The organism is Dokdonia sp. Dokd-P16, from assembly GCF_003095655.1.
GTDB lineage: Bacteria > Bacteroidota > Bacteroidia > Flavobacteriales > Flavobacteriaceae > Dokdonia.
Genome location: NZ_CP029151.1, coordinates 1246552 through 1262269 on the forward strand (window position 1 = coordinate 1246552; position 15718 = coordinate 1262269).

Below are 15718 nucleotides of genomic sequence, written 5' to 3' on the forward strand. Positions count from 1 at the left end.
TTCAAAAAACTATGAGCACAGTAGCAAAAGATTTTGGAATGGACGAAGCGCTTAAAATACTTGGCATTTCTGATATAAATGAAGGAACCTCTACAGGTCAAAAAAGTTTTGGTAATGGAGACATTATCGAGTCTTATTCTCCAGTAGATGGTCAATTAATAGGTAAAGTAAAGACTACCACAAAGGAAGATTACGAGAAAGTAATGACCTCTGCAACGGCAGCGTTTAAAGACTTTAGAACCATGCCAGCTCCAGCAAGAGGAGAAATGGTACGTCAGTTTGGAAACAAACTTCGTGAGGTAAAAGAGCCATTAGGTAAACTCGTTTCTTATGAGATGGGTAAATCATATCAAGAAGGACTAGGTGAAGTACAAGAGATGATAGACATCTGTGACTTTGCAGTGGGTCTTTCTCGACAGTTACACGGTCTTACTATGCACTCAGAACGTCCTGGTCACAGAATGTATGAGCAGTACCACCCGCTGGGTGTGGTAGGTATCATTTCGGCATTTAATTTTCCGGTAGCTGTTTGGGCTTGGAACACAGCGCTTGCTTGGGTTTGTGGAGATGTTTGTGTATGGAAGCCATCAGAAAAAACACCGCTTTGTGGTGTTGCTTGTCAAAACATTATTGCAGAGGTTCTTAAAGCTAACGATATGCCAGAAGGTATCTCATGCCTTATAAACGGAGATTACAAAGTAGGTGAGATGATGACTACAGATAAGCGCGTACCTCTTATCTCTGCTACCGGTTCTACTCGTATGGGTAAAAAGGTGTCTGCTACGGTAGGAGAACGTCTAGGAACGTCACTACTTGAGCTAGGGGGAAATAATGCAATCATTGTAACTCCAGACGCAGATATTAAAATGACAGTAATCGGTGCCGTTTTTGGTGCTGTAGGAACTGCTGGACAACGCTGTACATCTACTAGACGTCTTATTATACATGAGAGTATGTATGATAAAGTAAAAGACGCCGTAGTAAAAGCATATGGACAGTTACGCATAGGTAATCCTCTTGATGAAAATAATCACGTAGGACCATTAATTGATACAGATGCAGTTGCTAATTACAACAGCGCACTAGAACGTGTGGTTGCAGAAGGTGGTAACCTTATTGTAGAAGGTGGAGTCCTTAGTGGAGAAGGTTATGAGAGCGGTTGCTACGTAAAGCCAGCGATTGCAGAGGCTAGTAATGATTATGAGATTGTACAGCACGAGACTTTTGCTCCTGTATTATACTTATTAAAATACAAAGGAGATGTAATGGAAGCCTTAGAGCTTCAAAACGGCGTTGCACAAGGACTTTCGTCTGCTATTATGACAAATAATCTTCGCGAGGCAGAGCGTTTCTTAAGTGTTGCTGGATCAGATTGTGGTATTGCAAACGTAAACATAGGTACTTCTGGTGCAGAGATAGGTGGAGCCTTTGGAGGTGAGAAAGACACTGGAGGAGGCCGCGAGTCTGGATCTGATGCTTGGAAAGTATACATGAGAAGACAGACTAATACTATTAATTACACAACCGAGCTACCGCTTGCTCAAGGAATTAAATTTGATTTATAAGAGACTATCTCTTTTAAGTAATACTTATTTTAAAACCGTTTCCCACTAAAGGAAACGGTTTTTTTGTGCGCTTCCGCGAAAAAGTGAACACATCAAATCCACTCTTTGCATAATAAGCAAAACAGTATGTAACCTACGTTTTACGCTTGAACTTGATAATTTTTACTCGACTAATCTCTTAAAATCATCGAGCAAATACATAATCTACTGAATATCAAACCTAAAAAGTTGTAAGTGTTAATATTTTAACTAACTTTAAGAAACAGTAATCACCTAAAAAACAAACAAATGAGTAAGAAAACGGGATACCTCCTAGGTATGCTGCTTACGATTGTTATTTGTATGATTCTCGCATGGATTTTTTGCTGCAATACCACTGGAAATAGTGATTTGCAAAACAACCAAAGAGAAACAACTATTGACAATCCTCCTGCAGTAGCTGCTCCAGAAGTAGCAACCTCAATGGCCTTTAACCTTAAAGGACCTGACGGTAATTTTGCCTTCAACAGCAATGACAACTTTAACTTCAACACTTCATCATTTTCAATATTACCTCCTATTTCTGGAAAGGTGACAGATGGCGTAGGTGAACTCAAAGCATACTTTGAGACTGCCGGTAATGAAGATAAGATGATGGATATCACAGGATATTATGATAGTGGAGAAAAAAACACCTCAGCATTTGCAGATCTTGGACTTGCGAGATCAAATTCGGTAAAAAACTATTTTGTTGATCAAGGAATTCCTTCTAGCCGTATTAATACGTATGGAGAGCTACGCGCATCACTAGTTCCTGATGGCAACGTTTACAAAGGTCCTATAGAATACAGGATCTTTAATCAGGCAAATGGAGATCTTGATGCTACTAACACGGCACTACAAAACATAGAGAATAGCCTAAGAGCAGACCCACTAGTATTGTACTTCGATTATGGAGAAGCCTCTGTAACACTAAGCGAGAAACAACGCTTACAAATAGGAGACATAAGCCGCTATCTAGATAAAAAAGAAGGTGCAACCATCACTGTTGAAGGTCACACAGACAGTCAAGGTAGCCTCACAACTAACGATAGATTAGGATTAGAAAGAGCAGAATTTGCAAAGGCATACCTCGCAAACAACGGTATTCCAGGATCAAAAATCAAAACAGTTTCAAAGGGAGAGCGCAGCCCTATTGAAACAAATGATACCGAGGAAGGACGCAATAAAAACAGACGCGCAGTCATCACACTAAACTAACAGACCAAAAACAAAATAATTATGGATTTTTCAAACGTAGCTTGCTGGATATGGCCACTCATCGCAGGTGTCATCTGCGGTATTTTAGGATATTTATTGGGTCGCCTTTTTGGCAGTAGTAATAATAAAACAATAGACTACAGCGCAGATCTTGATGCTTGCAAACGCAAAACAGCGTCACTACAAGCAGATCTTGATGCTTGCACTCGTAAAACTGCATCCTTAGAAGCAGATTTAGCTTCAAGTCAGTCTAAGCTTAGTCTAGCAAAAAAAGCTCCCATAGTGGCAACTAGCACTGCGAGTATCGCAAGCTCATTTGCAGCAGGTGCTGCAACAGGCGCTGTCACAAACACTGTCACAGAAAATAACCTTCCACAAGAAAAAAGTAACAGTGTTGTTGGGGTGACATTTGATGCAATTGCTGCAAAAAGTGCGTACGGAAAGAAAAAAGTAAGAGAAAATGACCTCACCATCGTAGAGGGCATAGGACCAAAAATCTCAGAGCTATTTCACAATCATGATATTAAAACTTGGGCATCACTAGCAAGCACCTCTGTAGAGAAGTGCCAAGAAGTACTTAATTCTGGTGGAAAACGCTATGAAATACATCGTCCAGGGACATGGCCTATGCAAGCAGAAATGGCAGCACTAGGAAAATGGGCAGAGCTCAAAAAATGGCAAGATGAGCATGATTATGGTAAGGCGTAAGTAACACAGTATACCATAAAAAAAGTCCGCTATGATACATTTCATAGCGGACTTTCATTTTGTAAAAAACTGTTTACTATAATAATGTGGCGTCTAGTGTGATTTCTGCTTTCATAAGTTTAGACAGTGGGCACACTTCCTTTGCTTTTTGAGCAATCTCTTCAAATTTCTCTTTTGAGATATTTGGCACCTTCCCTTTGGTTACTAACTTGATGGTGGTGATTTCGCCATCTTCAAAAGTTACGTGAGCATCTGTGTCAAGACTATCTGCAACAAAATCTTCTTCATTTAACAAGAAGCTCAATTGCATAGTATAGCAGCCTGAGTGTGCAGCACCTATAAGCTCTTCTGGGTTAGTCCCCACGCCATCTTCAAATCTAGTCCCAAATGCATATTGTGCTTTATCTAATACCGTACTTTCTGTTGATATTGATCCTTTACCTTCTTTCCCACTTCCTGCCCAGTGCGCGCTTGCTTTCCTTGTAAATTTCATAATTGGTAATTTAAAACGACAAAAACATGTCTTCATCGCTGTTATTAATATGAAGTAAAAGTAATTAGATTATGCTTTCGCGAAAGCGGTATTAACAGCATATAACATCATCTTTAACAAAGCTTTATAATGACCTCAACTAATAGTCTACACTTGTTTTGAGGAGGTTGAAAGTCATTAACCTATTTGCGTGCCATTTGCTACTTTTCTATCTGGAGCTATTAAAATAACATCCTTCTCATTTCCTAAACCTCCCAGAACGAGACACTCACTCATCATTGTTGCAATTTGCTTTGGCGGAAAATTAAGGACTGCAACCACTTGCCTTCCCACTAGTTCTTGAGTCGTATATAACTGAGTGATTTGTGCAGATGTTTTTCTTTTACCATACTCACCAAAGTCCACAACCATTTTATAGGATGGATTTCTAGCCTCTGCAAAAACCTCTGCAGATAAGATGGTGCCTACTCGCATTTCTACTTTAGTAAAATCACTCCAGGTCAAATTTTCATGTTGTTTATCATCCATAGTTGACTTTTAAAACAGAAACTAAATAGCTCATAAGTTAGTTATTAATCTACATTACTGTTGCCCATTACTAGCTAGCAAAACAATAACTCCTATCACCATAAGACCTGCTAGTATGGCAAAGAAAATCTTCCAAAATGAATACGGTCGTTTTCCAGAAAGTGCTCCCGTTTCTCCATTAACAAAGAAGTTATATTCCTTCCCGTTGTATCGGTATGAACTCACATAAACGGGTAATAAAATGTGTTTAAACGTCTCCTCTGCGAGCTTCATGTCTATAGATGAAACGCGTTGTGTATCGCCACCTATGTCTCTAGCTGCCCAAGTAGATGCTATTCGCTTTGCAACATCACGAGATTTACCATAACCATCTTTGAGAGGAATCGTATATTTTTCTGTCACAAAACCAGATAAAAATCCGCTGTTGAAGGGTTGTAATTTTTTAAGATCCCATCTAGCAATTTTAGAAGGAACTCTTCCTGCTCGCTGTTTTGAGGCTTCTATCAAGGTGTCATCTACAAATCCAAATACACTGCCAGAAGCAGGATACCATCGCGTTTTTTGCACTTGTCTAGATTGCGTTTTTCCTTTACTATCTCGATACGTTTCTGTCACATAGTAGTACTCCCCTCGCTGGCCAGTATAGTTTGCAGCAAGTTGCGCATCAAAGGTCCAGTAAGGTAAATACAGTCCTTTTGTAAACTGAGGATCTAGCGAGGCTTTCTTTAATTTATTAGGAGCCCACCACAAACCGTTTACCCACTTTTTAAAAATAGTAAAAGAGGCACTCTGATCTATTTGAAATGGCAATACCGCTCCTGGCAAAATCCAGTCTTCCTTGCGCATATCTTCAAGTATGAGTGGCATACTGCAATACACGCAATGCAGGGATTTATAATGTTCTTCTACATGCTGGTTTGCTCCACAATTTTTACAGTGAAGCATTGAGATTTCTTCGCTGTTTTTTTGATCTCCCATTTTATCCAAGTAAGGATAAAGCTCTAGTTCTTCAAACTTACTGGTCTCTAGTGATATTTTTTCTTGATGCCCACAGTACTCACAGGTAATAGACGTGGTACCTGGCTTATACTTAAGCTCTGCACCACAATTTATACATGCTTTTTTAAGTTCAGTTTTATGAATGGGTGTTTCTTCCATATAGGAATAATGAAAGGTGCATATATAGGAATACGCACCTCAAAAGGTTTTAGTTATAAAATATTATTGTGGTAACGGCGGCGGTGTGTTACCTCCTAAGAAAGACTTAAGCTCTTCCACCTCTTGCAGTGCAGTCCATGCAGCCATTCCTTGTTTCCACACAAGGCTCTCTTTATTGATAGTGCGATTTGCAAACAAAGCTTTGAGTTGATCTAAACCTACGGGCCCTTGTTGAGCACCGTTTACCGCATAAAAATATTGTACTGCGGCTGGCATAGGTGGAGGCATCATTCCTCCTTGATTCATTTGGGGTTGTGCTTGTTGTTGTCCTCCCATTTGTGGAGACATCATTCCGCCCATTTGTTGTGCGAGTACAAAGCCCATTCCCATACCCATTCCTGCTCCTGCAGTACCACCTTCATTTGTAGCTGCAGCTTCTATAGCTTTTGCAGTTTTAAACTTAGTAAGTTTATCTAGATCGATTTTATCCAGACGACTGTATTCAAATATTTCTTTCTTGAGGTCTTCTGGCATCGATACATTCTCGATGTAAAACTTCTCAAGAGAAATACCTACAGACATAAACTCTGGCTTCATTACCTCTTGGCACGTCTCAGAAAGCTCTGAAGTATTTGCAGCATACAGCTCTATAGGAAGATTTGCTTCTCCTACCGTATCTGTAAATCTTGTTGCAATGAGACTTTTGAGGTGCTCATTAATCTCAAAATTTGTAAAGTTGTTATCTGTACCTACGATATCTACAATAAACTTTCCAGCATCTGCAATTTTAAAGGCATAGGTTCCAAAAGCGCGAATTTCTACAAGGCCAAAACGATCATCACTTAACGTAATTGGGTTTTTAGTTCCCCACTTTTCATCTGTAAATAAGTGCGTGTTTACAAAATAAACTTCTGCTTTAAATGGAGAGTTAAAGCCATATTTCCAACCTTTAATAGTAGATAATATTGGTAAATTTTGAGTAGTCAGATCATACGTTCCAGGTGTAAAAACATCTGCCAGTTGGCCTTCATTTACAAACACTGCCGTCTGTCCTTCACGTACAACAAGCTTTGCACCATTTTTAATTTCATTTTGATAACGTTCAAAACGGTGAGCAATGGTATCATCTGTGTAGTCTAGCCACTCGACAATATCTATAAACTCATTACTGAGCTTCTCTTTAATTTTACTGAAAATATCCATAGGTTGTGTTGTTTTATTTTGTGTTTTAAAGTTATGAAAAAAGGAGCATAAAAAAACCTACTATCGTTCCCTCAAACAATAGCAGGTCTTATTTGCCTATATAAAGGCAACTCAAAACAATGTATGGTGGCTTATCATCTATCCTTGATACTCATATGAGCTTCCATCTGGAAACTCTATTGAGAAATAAGAAACATCAAATTCCTCATCTTGAAAAATTTCTTCTAGAAGTCCCCACTCTTCCGTATTTGTATTCATGACATATCTTTTTAAGTGATTAATACATTACAAATATGAACCAGATTTATGGATCTCTAAGGGATATAATAGCGTGAATTTACAAGGGCGTAAACCCCTATATTAATAAGTTATTCTTAAACACCCTACACAAAAGATTTATTAATAGAGCTGCTGAACATCTTTTCTTATAATGCTATAGAGGTTGTTGTTAAGCTTTCGCGAAAGCGTTATTAATACCCTTAAAGAATTCCTATTTTTGATACACTTTTAAAATCAATATGTATGCTCACGATAGATCCTAAAGAAATTCCAGTTCCACAATTATTTGCTCACCTTACAGGTGCTGTGGGACCGCGTCCTATTGCATTTGCAAGTACTGTAGATAAAGATGGTAATGTGAATCTCGCTCCTTTTAGCTTTTTTAATGTCTTTGGGGCAAATCCTCCTATTCTTGTGTATTCCCCTTCTAGAAGTGGTCGTGATAACACCACAAAACACACGCTAGATAACGTGCTCGAAGTACCTGAATGTACTGTAAACATTGTAAACTATGCAATGGTACAGCAAATGTCACTTGCAAGTACGGCTTATGCAAAAGGTGTAAACGAGTTTACAAAGTCTGGACTTACTGAAAAACCATCTGAGATGGTGCAACCTCCTTGCGTTGCAGAGGCTCCAGTACAGTTTGAATGTAAAGTGATTGAAGTTAAGCCGCTAGGAGATCAGGGTGGCGCAGGAAATCTTGTGATTTGCGAGATTTTAAAAATGCATATTAATGAAGACGTTCTAGATGCTCATGGCGCAATAGATCCACTCAAAATAGATCAAGTCTCTCGCATGGGTGCAAACTGGTATAGTAGAGCAAAAGACGGGCTTTTTGAAGTGCCTAAACCAGTTTTAAGAACCGGTATAGGAGTTGATATGATTCCTCAAGAAATAAGAAATAGTACAATACTCACTGGTAACGATCTAGGCATGCTAGGTAATGTAGAGCAATTACCTACAGAAGATGAGATTTCTAACTTTATAGCACAGCATGAAGATGTAAGAACAAATCTCGCGACAGCAAGTGAGGAAACCATGCACAAAATGGCAAAGGAATATTTAGATAAAAAAAATGTGGATAATGCGTGGAGAGTTCTGCTCGCAAAACGCTAGGATTTTCATAAATTTACACCCTAATAATTGAACGCGATGGAAGTACAAGGTAAAGTAAAGATGGTCGGTGAGACTCAAACATTTGGGAGTAACGGCTTTAGAAAAAGAGAACTTGTCGTAACGACAGAAGAGCAATACCCACAGCACATTATGGTGGAGTTTGTACAAGATAAAACAGATCTTTTGAACAACTATGCTGTTGGTCAAAACGTAAAAGTGAGCATTAACTTAAGAGGTCGCGAGTGGGTAAATCCACAAGGAGAGACTAAGTATTTTAACTCTATACAAGGATGGCGCATTGAGAATGTAGCAGCAAATGCTGGTGGCGGTGGTCAACCACTTCCTCCTATGCCTCCTGCAGATTCTTTTGAGCCTGCAACAAACCTTAATAGTGACGATCACGACGATCTACCATTTTAAGACGATAAAGATCAATGTATTGATATTTGAACCCAAAACAATTAACTTGTTTTGGGTTCTTTATTTTTACACCTTTATCAACCTATGATTGTATACGGAGTTTGTAAAAGTTGCCATAACCACTTGAGCCTAAATGTTCTTGCAGGAACACGCACAGAACTCTCAAAACAAATAGGTGTAAGCATTTCAAAAAAATGTAATCGCTGTGGCGTTACTAATACCTTTACTATAAACCAACTCAAAGCCAAACTCTCAAAACGCATACGTCATGCGGTTTTCGAGGTTGCAATTGTGGGTGTCGTTGTATTATTTGCTAGCTGCTACTTTATCTCAGATATAACCTACATCGCATTAATAATTGCGCTTTATATAGCACTTGCAACGGGCTATGTGTGGTATACACGAAGAAATTTTCAGGTGATTGATACTTTTAATAGAAGCAAAGCCTAGTTATCTTTGTGTACATCTATTAACAATACTCGTGCTTTTACTCCCAGAAGATCAACATTGGAATAATGACCCTTGGTTTCCAGAACACCATCTGGCAGACGAGGAAGGACTACTTATGGTAGGCGGTGATCTCACTACAGACTGGTTACTACTCGCATACAATTCTGGCATCTTCCCTTGGTATAATGAAGGACAGCCTATTTTATGGTGGACGCCAGACCCGCGTATGGTAGTAAAACCTAGTGACGTACATGTATCAAAATCTATGCGCAAAGTGTTACGAGACAATCACTTTACAGTTACCTATAACCAGAATTTTCTAGAAGTCATACTTGCTTGTAAACGCATTAAGCGCAACGGTCAAGATGGCACGTGGATTACTAATGATATTATAGATGCATACCTCAGATTACACGAGCTAGGTCATGCTATTTCTGTTGAGGTTTGGCATGATGAAAAATTAGTCGGAGGTCTTTACGGGATTGATCTCAAGGAGAAGGGAATATTTTGTGGAGAGAGCATGTTTGCAACCATGAGCAATGCTAGCAAGGTGGGATTTATTACGCTTTCGCGAAAGCTAGAAAAAGAAAATTACCACCTCATCGATTGCCAGATGTATACAGACCACCTAGCGAGCCTAGGTGCCGTTGAAATTCCACGAGATTTATTTCTAGAATATCTACAGTAGCAATGCCTTGCGTCCCTACTGCACCTTATTATATCTGAAGCAGCTTACTTCATGGTCATTTACCATACCAATAGCTTGCATGAATGCATAGATAATGGTGCTTCCCACAAACTTGAATCCGCGTTTTTTTAGGTCTTTTGATATGGCATCACTCAGCGGTGTGTTGGCTGGAGCTTCCTTATAGAATTGCACCTCATTTTGGATAGGAGTATTATCTACATAAGCCCATAGATACTTAGAAAAACTTCCAAACTCTTTTTGTATCTCCATATACAGCCTAGCATTTGTGACTGTACCACGCACTTTTAATTTATTTCTGATAATGCCGGCATCTTGCAATAATGACTGGATTTTATCTTCCTTATATGCTGCAATACGCTTGTAGTCAAAATTATCAAAGGCTACTCTAAAGTTCTCTCTCTTCTTTAAAATGGTAATCCAACTCAATCCCGCTTGAAAAGTTTCTAATACAAGGAACTCAAAAAGCAAATCCTCATCTCTCAAGGGAGTTCCCCACTCATTATCATGATACGCTTCATAGAGATCATCACCTACACACCAACCGCATTTATTTTTTGTCATCATTGATCATTTGGGATTCTAAGGTGAAAGATAGTAAGTTTGTAGCAGAGCTCACGACATATGAGCTATGGAAACAATGGAAAAAACAACAACACAATTAATAGCAGAGGGTCTCTCTCAGGCTATTTCATATCAAGATTATAGAGTACTTACAGAGACTCACGCCCTAGAAGGTACTAATACAGGTCCAGAAGTAACAGAGGCGCTACATAACTATACAATGCTTAATCACAAGCGCATGAAACGTCTAGACAAGACACTCAAGCTCTCTGATGATGTGCAGCAGCAAATAAAAGATTTTAAAGGAGATGTAACTTGGCTAGTACTTACGGAGAGCTGGTGTGGTGACGCTGCTCAAACGATGCCTATGATGCAAAAGTTTGCAGACCTCAACCCTAAGATTACATTTAAAGTTATTCTTAGAGATGAGAATCTTGATCTTATGGATCAGTTTTTATATAATGGAGGGCGTTCTATTCCGAGACTAATCGCTGTAAATAGCGACACTAATGAAGTGATAGCAGACTGGGGACCACGTCCATCTGAGGCCACAAAAATGGTTAATGATTATAAAGAAGCTCACGGTAAGTTAACTCCAGAATTTAAAGAAGATTTACAAGTGTGGTATAACAAAGACAAAGGGCAAGGAACAGCTCAGGATTTACTTAAACTACTTAAGTAAGCTCGTCTATCCTTGAAAATCAAAAGTCACACTCCCTAGTTGTGTGGCTTTATTTCCTTTATCAAAGTAAGCTCTTGTTAAATACTCCATTGCCTGATCTATGAGACATCCGTTTGAACTTGTAGAAGCACTTTTATTATAATCCTTATCAATGATGGTTCCTTTATCGTTTACGGTAATATTCACCACTATCTTGCCGTAAGCATCACATGTATACACAGGATTAGGAAGAGCGATGGCAGTACGACCTACTAGATCATATGACACCGTACTCTGTCTATAAGCACTTTTCTTTTTCTTATTACGTGCAGCTTCTCGGGCATCTATAGCCGCTTGTACCTCTTCTCTTTTTGCTTCTAGAATACCTTCTCTAGCTTCTTGAAGTGCCTTAAGCTTAGCCTCATTGTCGTCATTAAGTTGCTCTACACTATTCTGCTGTTGAGCTTCTATTGCTTTTCTAATTTCGTCTTCCTCTTGAAAGCTTCTATTTTCCTTTCTAAGTTGAGCGGTATTGTAGGCTTGGTTGGTTTTTGAAATGCGACGCTCTTGAACTTGATCTTCTTGTTGCTCTTGAAGCTCCTCTGCTATCTCCTCAGTAATTACAGGAATCTCAATAAACTCCTCTATTTCCCCTTGATATGGTTTTACTCCCAGAAAGAAAAAAACGAGCACAAGTAAACTTGCCCCCGTAACGGTAATTAGTAAAGCCTTATCAGAATGAGAAATCTTCATAAAGAACTAAAATAATAAAAGAAAAACAGGTCAATCGCCTAATAACAGCGTTTCACGAATTATTCCTCCGTGGAACCAGCTGTAATTTCGGCTATAAATCCATCAAGAGACTGTGCATCATCTACGTTGTAATCACCTATTTTGGTTCTTCTCAATGCACTTAAGTGCGCTCCACTTTTGAGTCCTTCGCCAAAGTCAAATGCTAGTGATCTAATATATGTTCCTTTACTACAGCGCACTTTAAAATCTACTTCAGGCATGGCAATGCGAGTGATTTCAAAAGATGAGATATTAATCTCACGTTTAGGAATATCTACTTCTTCTCCTGCTCGTGCAAATTCATACAAGCGTTTCCCCTCCTTTTTGAGTGCAGAAAATACTGGTGGGCGTTGCATGATGTTTCCTTGGTACGCTTTCGCGAAAGCGTAAATATCCTCATCAGTAATATGCTCTGTAGAAAAAGTTTGATCTACTTCTGTCTCAAGATCATAACTAGGCGTTGTACCTCCTAACACAATAGTACCAGTATATTCTTTTTCTTGACCTACGAACTCATGTAAACGCTTTGTAAATTTACCTGTACAAATAATCATAAGACCCGTTGCCAATGGATCCAGCGTACCTGCATGACCTACTTTGATTTTTTTTATATTTCGGTTCTTGCGTATGAGCCAGCGCACTTTATTAACCAGCTGAAATGAGGTCCATTCTAGGGGTTTATCAAAAATGAGTACTTGCCCATCTCTAAAATCTTGATCTGTAAGTGCAGTAATATCTACCATTAAGCTTGATTATATATGGAAAATCCTATCGCAATTACTCCTACAATAAGACAGTAAATAGCAAACCAAGAGAGTTTACTTTTCTTAACCAATTTAATCATCCACGTACACGCTACAAGTCCTGCTACAAAAGCAGCCACAAAGCCTATTACTAGCACAGATACGTTACCCGTTTGCGTGGTAAGTGCTCCATCCATAAGGTCTTTTGCAATCTTCCCAAAAATAAGTGGGATTACCATTAAAAATGAAAAACGCGCTGCTTTGCTCTTATCGTTACCTAATAAAACAGAGGTAGATATAGTCGCTCCACTACGAGAAATACCAGGAATCATTGCCACTGCTTGAGAGACACCAATTATAAATGCATTTGAAAAAGTAACATTCTTTTGAGTGTCTTTTGCTCTATCTGCAAAGTATAATAGCACCGCAGTTACAAGAAGCATACAGCCTACGAGCATGATATTTCCTCCAAAAAGCGCTTCTAGCTGTTCTTCAAAAAAGAGCCCTACAATCACTGCAGGAATCATTGATAACACGATTTTTGCAGAGAACTTTGTTTCTTCATTCCACTTGAATGAAAACAATCCGCTTAAAATTTCTATGATATCTTTTCTAAAAACTACGATCGTAGAAAGTGCCGTGGCAAAATGCACAACAACGGTAAACATCAAGCTTTCTTCTGGGACAGAAGTGTCTCCTAGGATTGCCTTCCCTAGTTCTAAATGACCACTAGAAGAAACTGGTAAAAACTCTGTGAGTCCTTGAATGACACCAAGGATTAATGCGTCTAAGTTATCCATAACCGCAAAGATAAGATTGTCGTTATAAGGGGCAAGTGTTACTTCCCTTTATTAGGGTTGAGTAGTATTGCATATACTTCTATACCAAAACCTATGAGAATCACAGCAGGTGCTAGACGTATACGTCTCCATGAGTAGATCTCAGGATTAAAAACATTAGGGTCGTCACTACCACCACCAGACATTAGTATAAAGCCTAAGGCAATCACGCCAAGTCCAATAAGCATCCAGATAAAATTCTTCTTACCAAAGATAAATTCGGTTTCCTGTTTAATGACTTCTTTACGTTTTTGTTCTCCCATAGTAATACTTTTATACTGCTAGTAGTATAATTCGTCTGTGCGCAAATTTAAGAAACGTTGTGTTGCAAGAAAGGTGCTAAACCAAGTAATCACAATACCCATCATAAATACTCCTCCAAAAAGTGCTCCTAATAGTAGTGGATCATCAAGTAATGTAAGTTGTGGGAAAGTCTTGTTTGCATAATACAATACTCCTGCCATACCTGCTATAGCTATAAGCGCTCCTATAATCCCTAAACGCACACTTTTCCAAACGAAAGGCCTGCGTATAAATTTTTTAGTCGCTCCAACCATCTGCATGGTTTTTATGGTAAATCGCTTAGCATACACGGATAATCGTATAGAACTATTAATAAGCAACACTGCTATAAAAGTGAATATCCCTGAGATAATGAGAATCCACAAGCTCATTTTCTTAATGTTATCGTTAAGGAGTGAGATTAACGGCTTGTCATACGTCACTTCCTCTACAAAGTTTTTAGAAGCAATTTCTGCTGCGATTTCTGATACTTTTTCTGCAGATACGTAATCTGCATTAAGGTATAAATCAATGCTATTTTGTAATGGATTTTCCCCAAGGTAATCTACAAAGTTTTCTCCTAAAGCCTCGCTATGCGCTTCGGCAGCTTCTTCTTTTGATACAAATTGTATGGACTTCGTGTATTCTGCAAGCGACAAAGACTTCTCAAGCTGCTTCATCTCCACATCTTTTGCTCCATCTTTAAAGTAAACACCCACTGCAATAGTTTCCTTAAAATAGTCGGCTACTTTTTTGGTATTAAGCACTAGTAATCCTAGTATTCCCAATAGAAATAGCACCAAAGCAATACTAATCACCACCGAAAAATAGGAGGTAATTAATCGTCTTTTCTGGTATTTCTCAAAGGATGAACTCATCTGCTAGGGTTTTGAGTAAAAGTAGTAAATCCTACACACTCCATTATCAAACGAAGAGATTCTGATTGTATTATTTCAAAAAATAATTTATAAGAAGAGATCACTCTCCATATACGCATCTATTACACGCTGCTCGCCATCTTTCCCCTTGATACTGTTGCCATGCTCCATTCCTAAAACTCCTTTAAAACCACGACTATGAATGTATTTAAATACATTTTTATAGTTAATCTCTCCAGAAGTAGGCTCATTGCGCCCTGGGTTATCTCCTATCTGGAAATACGCAATCTCGTCCCAACACTGTTCTATGTTCGGGATCAAGTTCCCTTCCTGAATTTGCTGATGGTAAATATCAAATAGAATCTTACATGACGGACTATCTACTGCTTTGCAGATTTGATATGCTTGTGGCGACTTAGATAAAAAGAGTCCGGGATGATTTCTAAAGTTTAATGGCTCTAGCACCATCACAATACCGTGCGGTTCTAGTAATGCGCTAGCTTGTCTAAGGCTCTCCACCACGTTTGCCGTTTGATATGCCATGTCTTGACGCATATCCACATGACCGGGCACCACGGTCATCCATTTTGCATTTACACGCTTTGCAACTTCTATAGAACTTTTAATATCTGCCAGAAACTCATCACGCCATTCTTGTTTTCCGCTGGCTAGATTTGGTTTTGTCCAGTGTATTTTGTGAGCAACAAAAACTCCCATGGTCATTCCGCGTTCTTTCATGACAAGTGCCATCGCTTCTTGTTCGGAAACAGGACGGTTGCGCATCTCATTGTCTTCACAAGCCGTGAAGCCTTGATCTGCCATAAAATTGAGCTGATCGATACCATTTTCGCCAGCGAGCTCTTTAAACATCCCTACATGTGGTGCATAGTTGAGATTAAAAGAGTGTGCTCCATTTTTTGCTTTCGCGAAAGCGGAAACATCTCCTATCCCTTTAACCATAGCATTTACACCAATACTCCCTAAACCTAAAAAGGAACCCGTGAGAGCTCCTTTTTGTATAAATTTCCTTCTGTCCATAACTTATTAAAATTCTTGCAACATTGTCATTTATAGCATTCCATTTATTAATT

Annotated in this window: 19 protein-coding genes; 8 read left to right on the forward strand and 11 right to left on the reverse strand. The window is 38.9% G+C overall.

All coding sequences use genetic code 11. The annotated features are described in order from the left end of the window. The first annotated feature begins 11 nt into the window (after positions 1-11). The 3 genes from DCS32_RS05620 to DCS32_RS05630 all read left to right on the forward strand — a co-directional run bounded on the left by DCS32_RS05620 (position 12) and on the right by DCS32_RS05630 (position 3512). On the forward strand, positions 12-1565 hold the full coding sequence (locus DCS32_RS05620; protein WP_108877377.1) for an aldehyde dehydrogenase family protein: 1554 nt from the start codon (positions 12-14) through the stop codon (positions 1563-1565). Positions 1566-1853: 288 nt separating this feature from the next. Then, positions 1854-2804: an OmpA family protein gene (locus DCS32_RS05625; protein WP_108877378.1), complete on the forward strand. Its 951-nt coding sequence runs from the start codon at positions 1854-1856 to the stop codon at positions 2802-2804. A 21-nt stretch (positions 2805-2825) separates the two neighbouring features. Further along, positions 2826-3512: a hypothetical protein gene (locus DCS32_RS05630; RefSeq protein WP_108877379.1), complete on the forward strand. Its 687-nt coding sequence runs from the start codon at positions 2826-2828 to the stop codon at positions 3510-3512. Positions 3513-3588: 76 nt separating this feature from the next. Here the strand turns inward: DCS32_RS05630 and DCS32_RS05635 are convergent, their stop codons facing one another. From DCS32_RS05635 to DCS32_RS05650, 4 genes are all read right to left on the reverse strand, one after another. Beyond that, a complete protein-coding gene (locus tag DCS32_RS05635) occupies positions 3589-4005 on the reverse strand; it encodes an OsmC family protein (RefSeq protein ID WP_041295646.1) in 417 nt (138 codons plus the stop codon). Positions 4006-4182: 177 nt separating this feature from the next. Beyond that, positions 4183-4533: a tRNA-binding protein gene (locus tag DCS32_RS05640; RefSeq protein WP_108877381.1), complete on the reverse strand. Its 351-nt coding sequence runs from the start codon at positions 4531-4533 to the stop codon at positions 4183-4185. Positions 4534-4587: 54 nt separating this feature from the next. Continuing rightward, on the reverse strand, positions 4588-5691 hold the full coding sequence (locus DCS32_RS05645; protein WP_108877382.1) for a DNA helicase PriA: 1104 nt from the start codon (positions 5689-5691) through the stop codon (positions 4588-4590). Between the two features lie 63 nt (positions 5692-5754). After that, a complete protein-coding gene (locus tag DCS32_RS05650; RefSeq protein ID WP_108877383.1) occupies positions 5755-6894 on the reverse strand; it encodes an SPFH domain-containing protein in 1140 nt (379 codons plus the stop codon). A 522-nt stretch (positions 6895-7416) separates the two neighbouring features. Here DCS32_RS05650 and DCS32_RS05655 point away from each other — a divergent pair. The 4 genes from DCS32_RS05655 to aat all read left to right on the forward strand — a co-directional run bounded on the left by DCS32_RS05655 (position 7417) and on the right by aat (position 9850). Then, the gene (locus DCS32_RS05655) at positions 7417-8292 is read left to right on the forward strand and encodes a flavin reductase family protein (RefSeq protein ID WP_108877384.1); all 876 of its coding nucleotides are present in this window, start codon (positions 7417-7419) and stop codon (positions 8290-8292) included. Between the two features lie 36 nt (positions 8293-8328). After that, a complete protein-coding gene (locus DCS32_RS05660) occupies positions 8329-8712 on the forward strand; it encodes a DUF3127 domain-containing protein (RefSeq protein ID WP_108877385.1) in 384 nt (127 codons plus the stop codon). Between the two features lie 84 nt (positions 8713-8796). After that, on the forward strand, positions 8797-9162 hold the full coding sequence (locus DCS32_RS05665; protein ID WP_162533598.1) for a hypothetical protein: 366 nt from the start codon (positions 8797-8799) through the stop codon (positions 9160-9162). A 31-nt stretch (positions 9163-9193) separates the two neighbouring features. After that, positions 9194-9850 (forward strand): leucyl/phenylalanyl-tRNA--protein transferase, encoded by a 657-nt coding sequence (gene aat / locus DCS32_RS05670; RefSeq protein ID WP_108879245.1) that lies wholly within the window; start codon positions 9194-9196, stop codon positions 9848-9850. Between the two features lie 15 nt (positions 9851-9865). On the opposite strand, the gene DCS32_RS05675 is transcribed toward aat, so the two are convergent. Further along, the gene (locus tag DCS32_RS05675; protein WP_204161816.1) at positions 9866-10432 is read right to left on the reverse strand and encodes a DNA-3-methyladenine glycosylase I; all 567 of its coding nucleotides are present in this window, start codon (positions 10430-10432) and stop codon (positions 9866-9868) included. Positions 10433-10499: 67 nt separating this feature from the next. Here DCS32_RS05675 and DCS32_RS05680 point away from each other — a divergent pair, with 67 nt between their 5' ends. Continuing rightward, entirely contained in the window at positions 10500-11114 is a 615-nt protein-coding gene (locus DCS32_RS05680; RefSeq protein ID WP_108877388.1) for a thioredoxin family protein, read from the forward strand. A 6-nt stretch (positions 11115-11120) separates the two neighbouring features. Here DCS32_RS05680 and DCS32_RS05685 read toward each other — a convergent pair whose 3' ends face one another. The 6 genes from DCS32_RS05685 to DCS32_RS05710 form a co-directional block, all read right to left on the reverse strand. Then, the gene (locus tag DCS32_RS05685; RefSeq protein ID WP_108877389.1) at positions 11121-11846 is read right to left on the reverse strand and encodes a hypothetical protein; all 726 of its coding nucleotides are present in this window, start codon (positions 11844-11846) and stop codon (positions 11121-11123) included. Between the two features lie 59 nt (positions 11847-11905). After that, entirely contained in the window at positions 11906-12628 is a 723-nt protein-coding gene (gene truB / locus DCS32_RS05690) for a tRNA pseudouridine(55) synthase TruB (protein ID WP_108877390.1), read from the reverse strand. Continuing rightward, a complete protein-coding gene (locus DCS32_RS05695; RefSeq protein WP_108877391.1) occupies positions 12628-13428 on the reverse strand; it encodes an undecaprenyl-diphosphate phosphatase in 801 nt (266 codons plus the stop codon). The genes truB and DCS32_RS05695 overlap by 1 nt, the downstream gene beginning before the upstream one ends. Positions 13429-13466: 38 nt before the next feature. Beyond that, positions 13467-13730, reverse strand: coding sequence for a DUF3098 domain-containing protein (locus DCS32_RS05700; protein WP_108877392.1), 264 nt, complete (start codon positions 13728-13730; stop codon positions 13467-13469). A gap of 18 nt (positions 13731-13748) precedes the next feature. Beyond that, positions 13749-14627, reverse strand: coding sequence for a cell division protein FtsX (locus DCS32_RS05705; protein ID WP_013750749.1), 879 nt, complete (start codon positions 14625-14627; stop codon positions 13749-13751). Between the two features lie 87 nt (positions 14628-14714). Beyond that, positions 14715-15665, reverse strand: coding sequence for a hydroxypyruvate isomerase family protein (locus tag DCS32_RS05710; protein WP_108877393.1), 951 nt, complete (start codon positions 15663-15665; stop codon positions 14715-14717). Positions 15666-15718 lie beyond the last annotated feature (53 nt).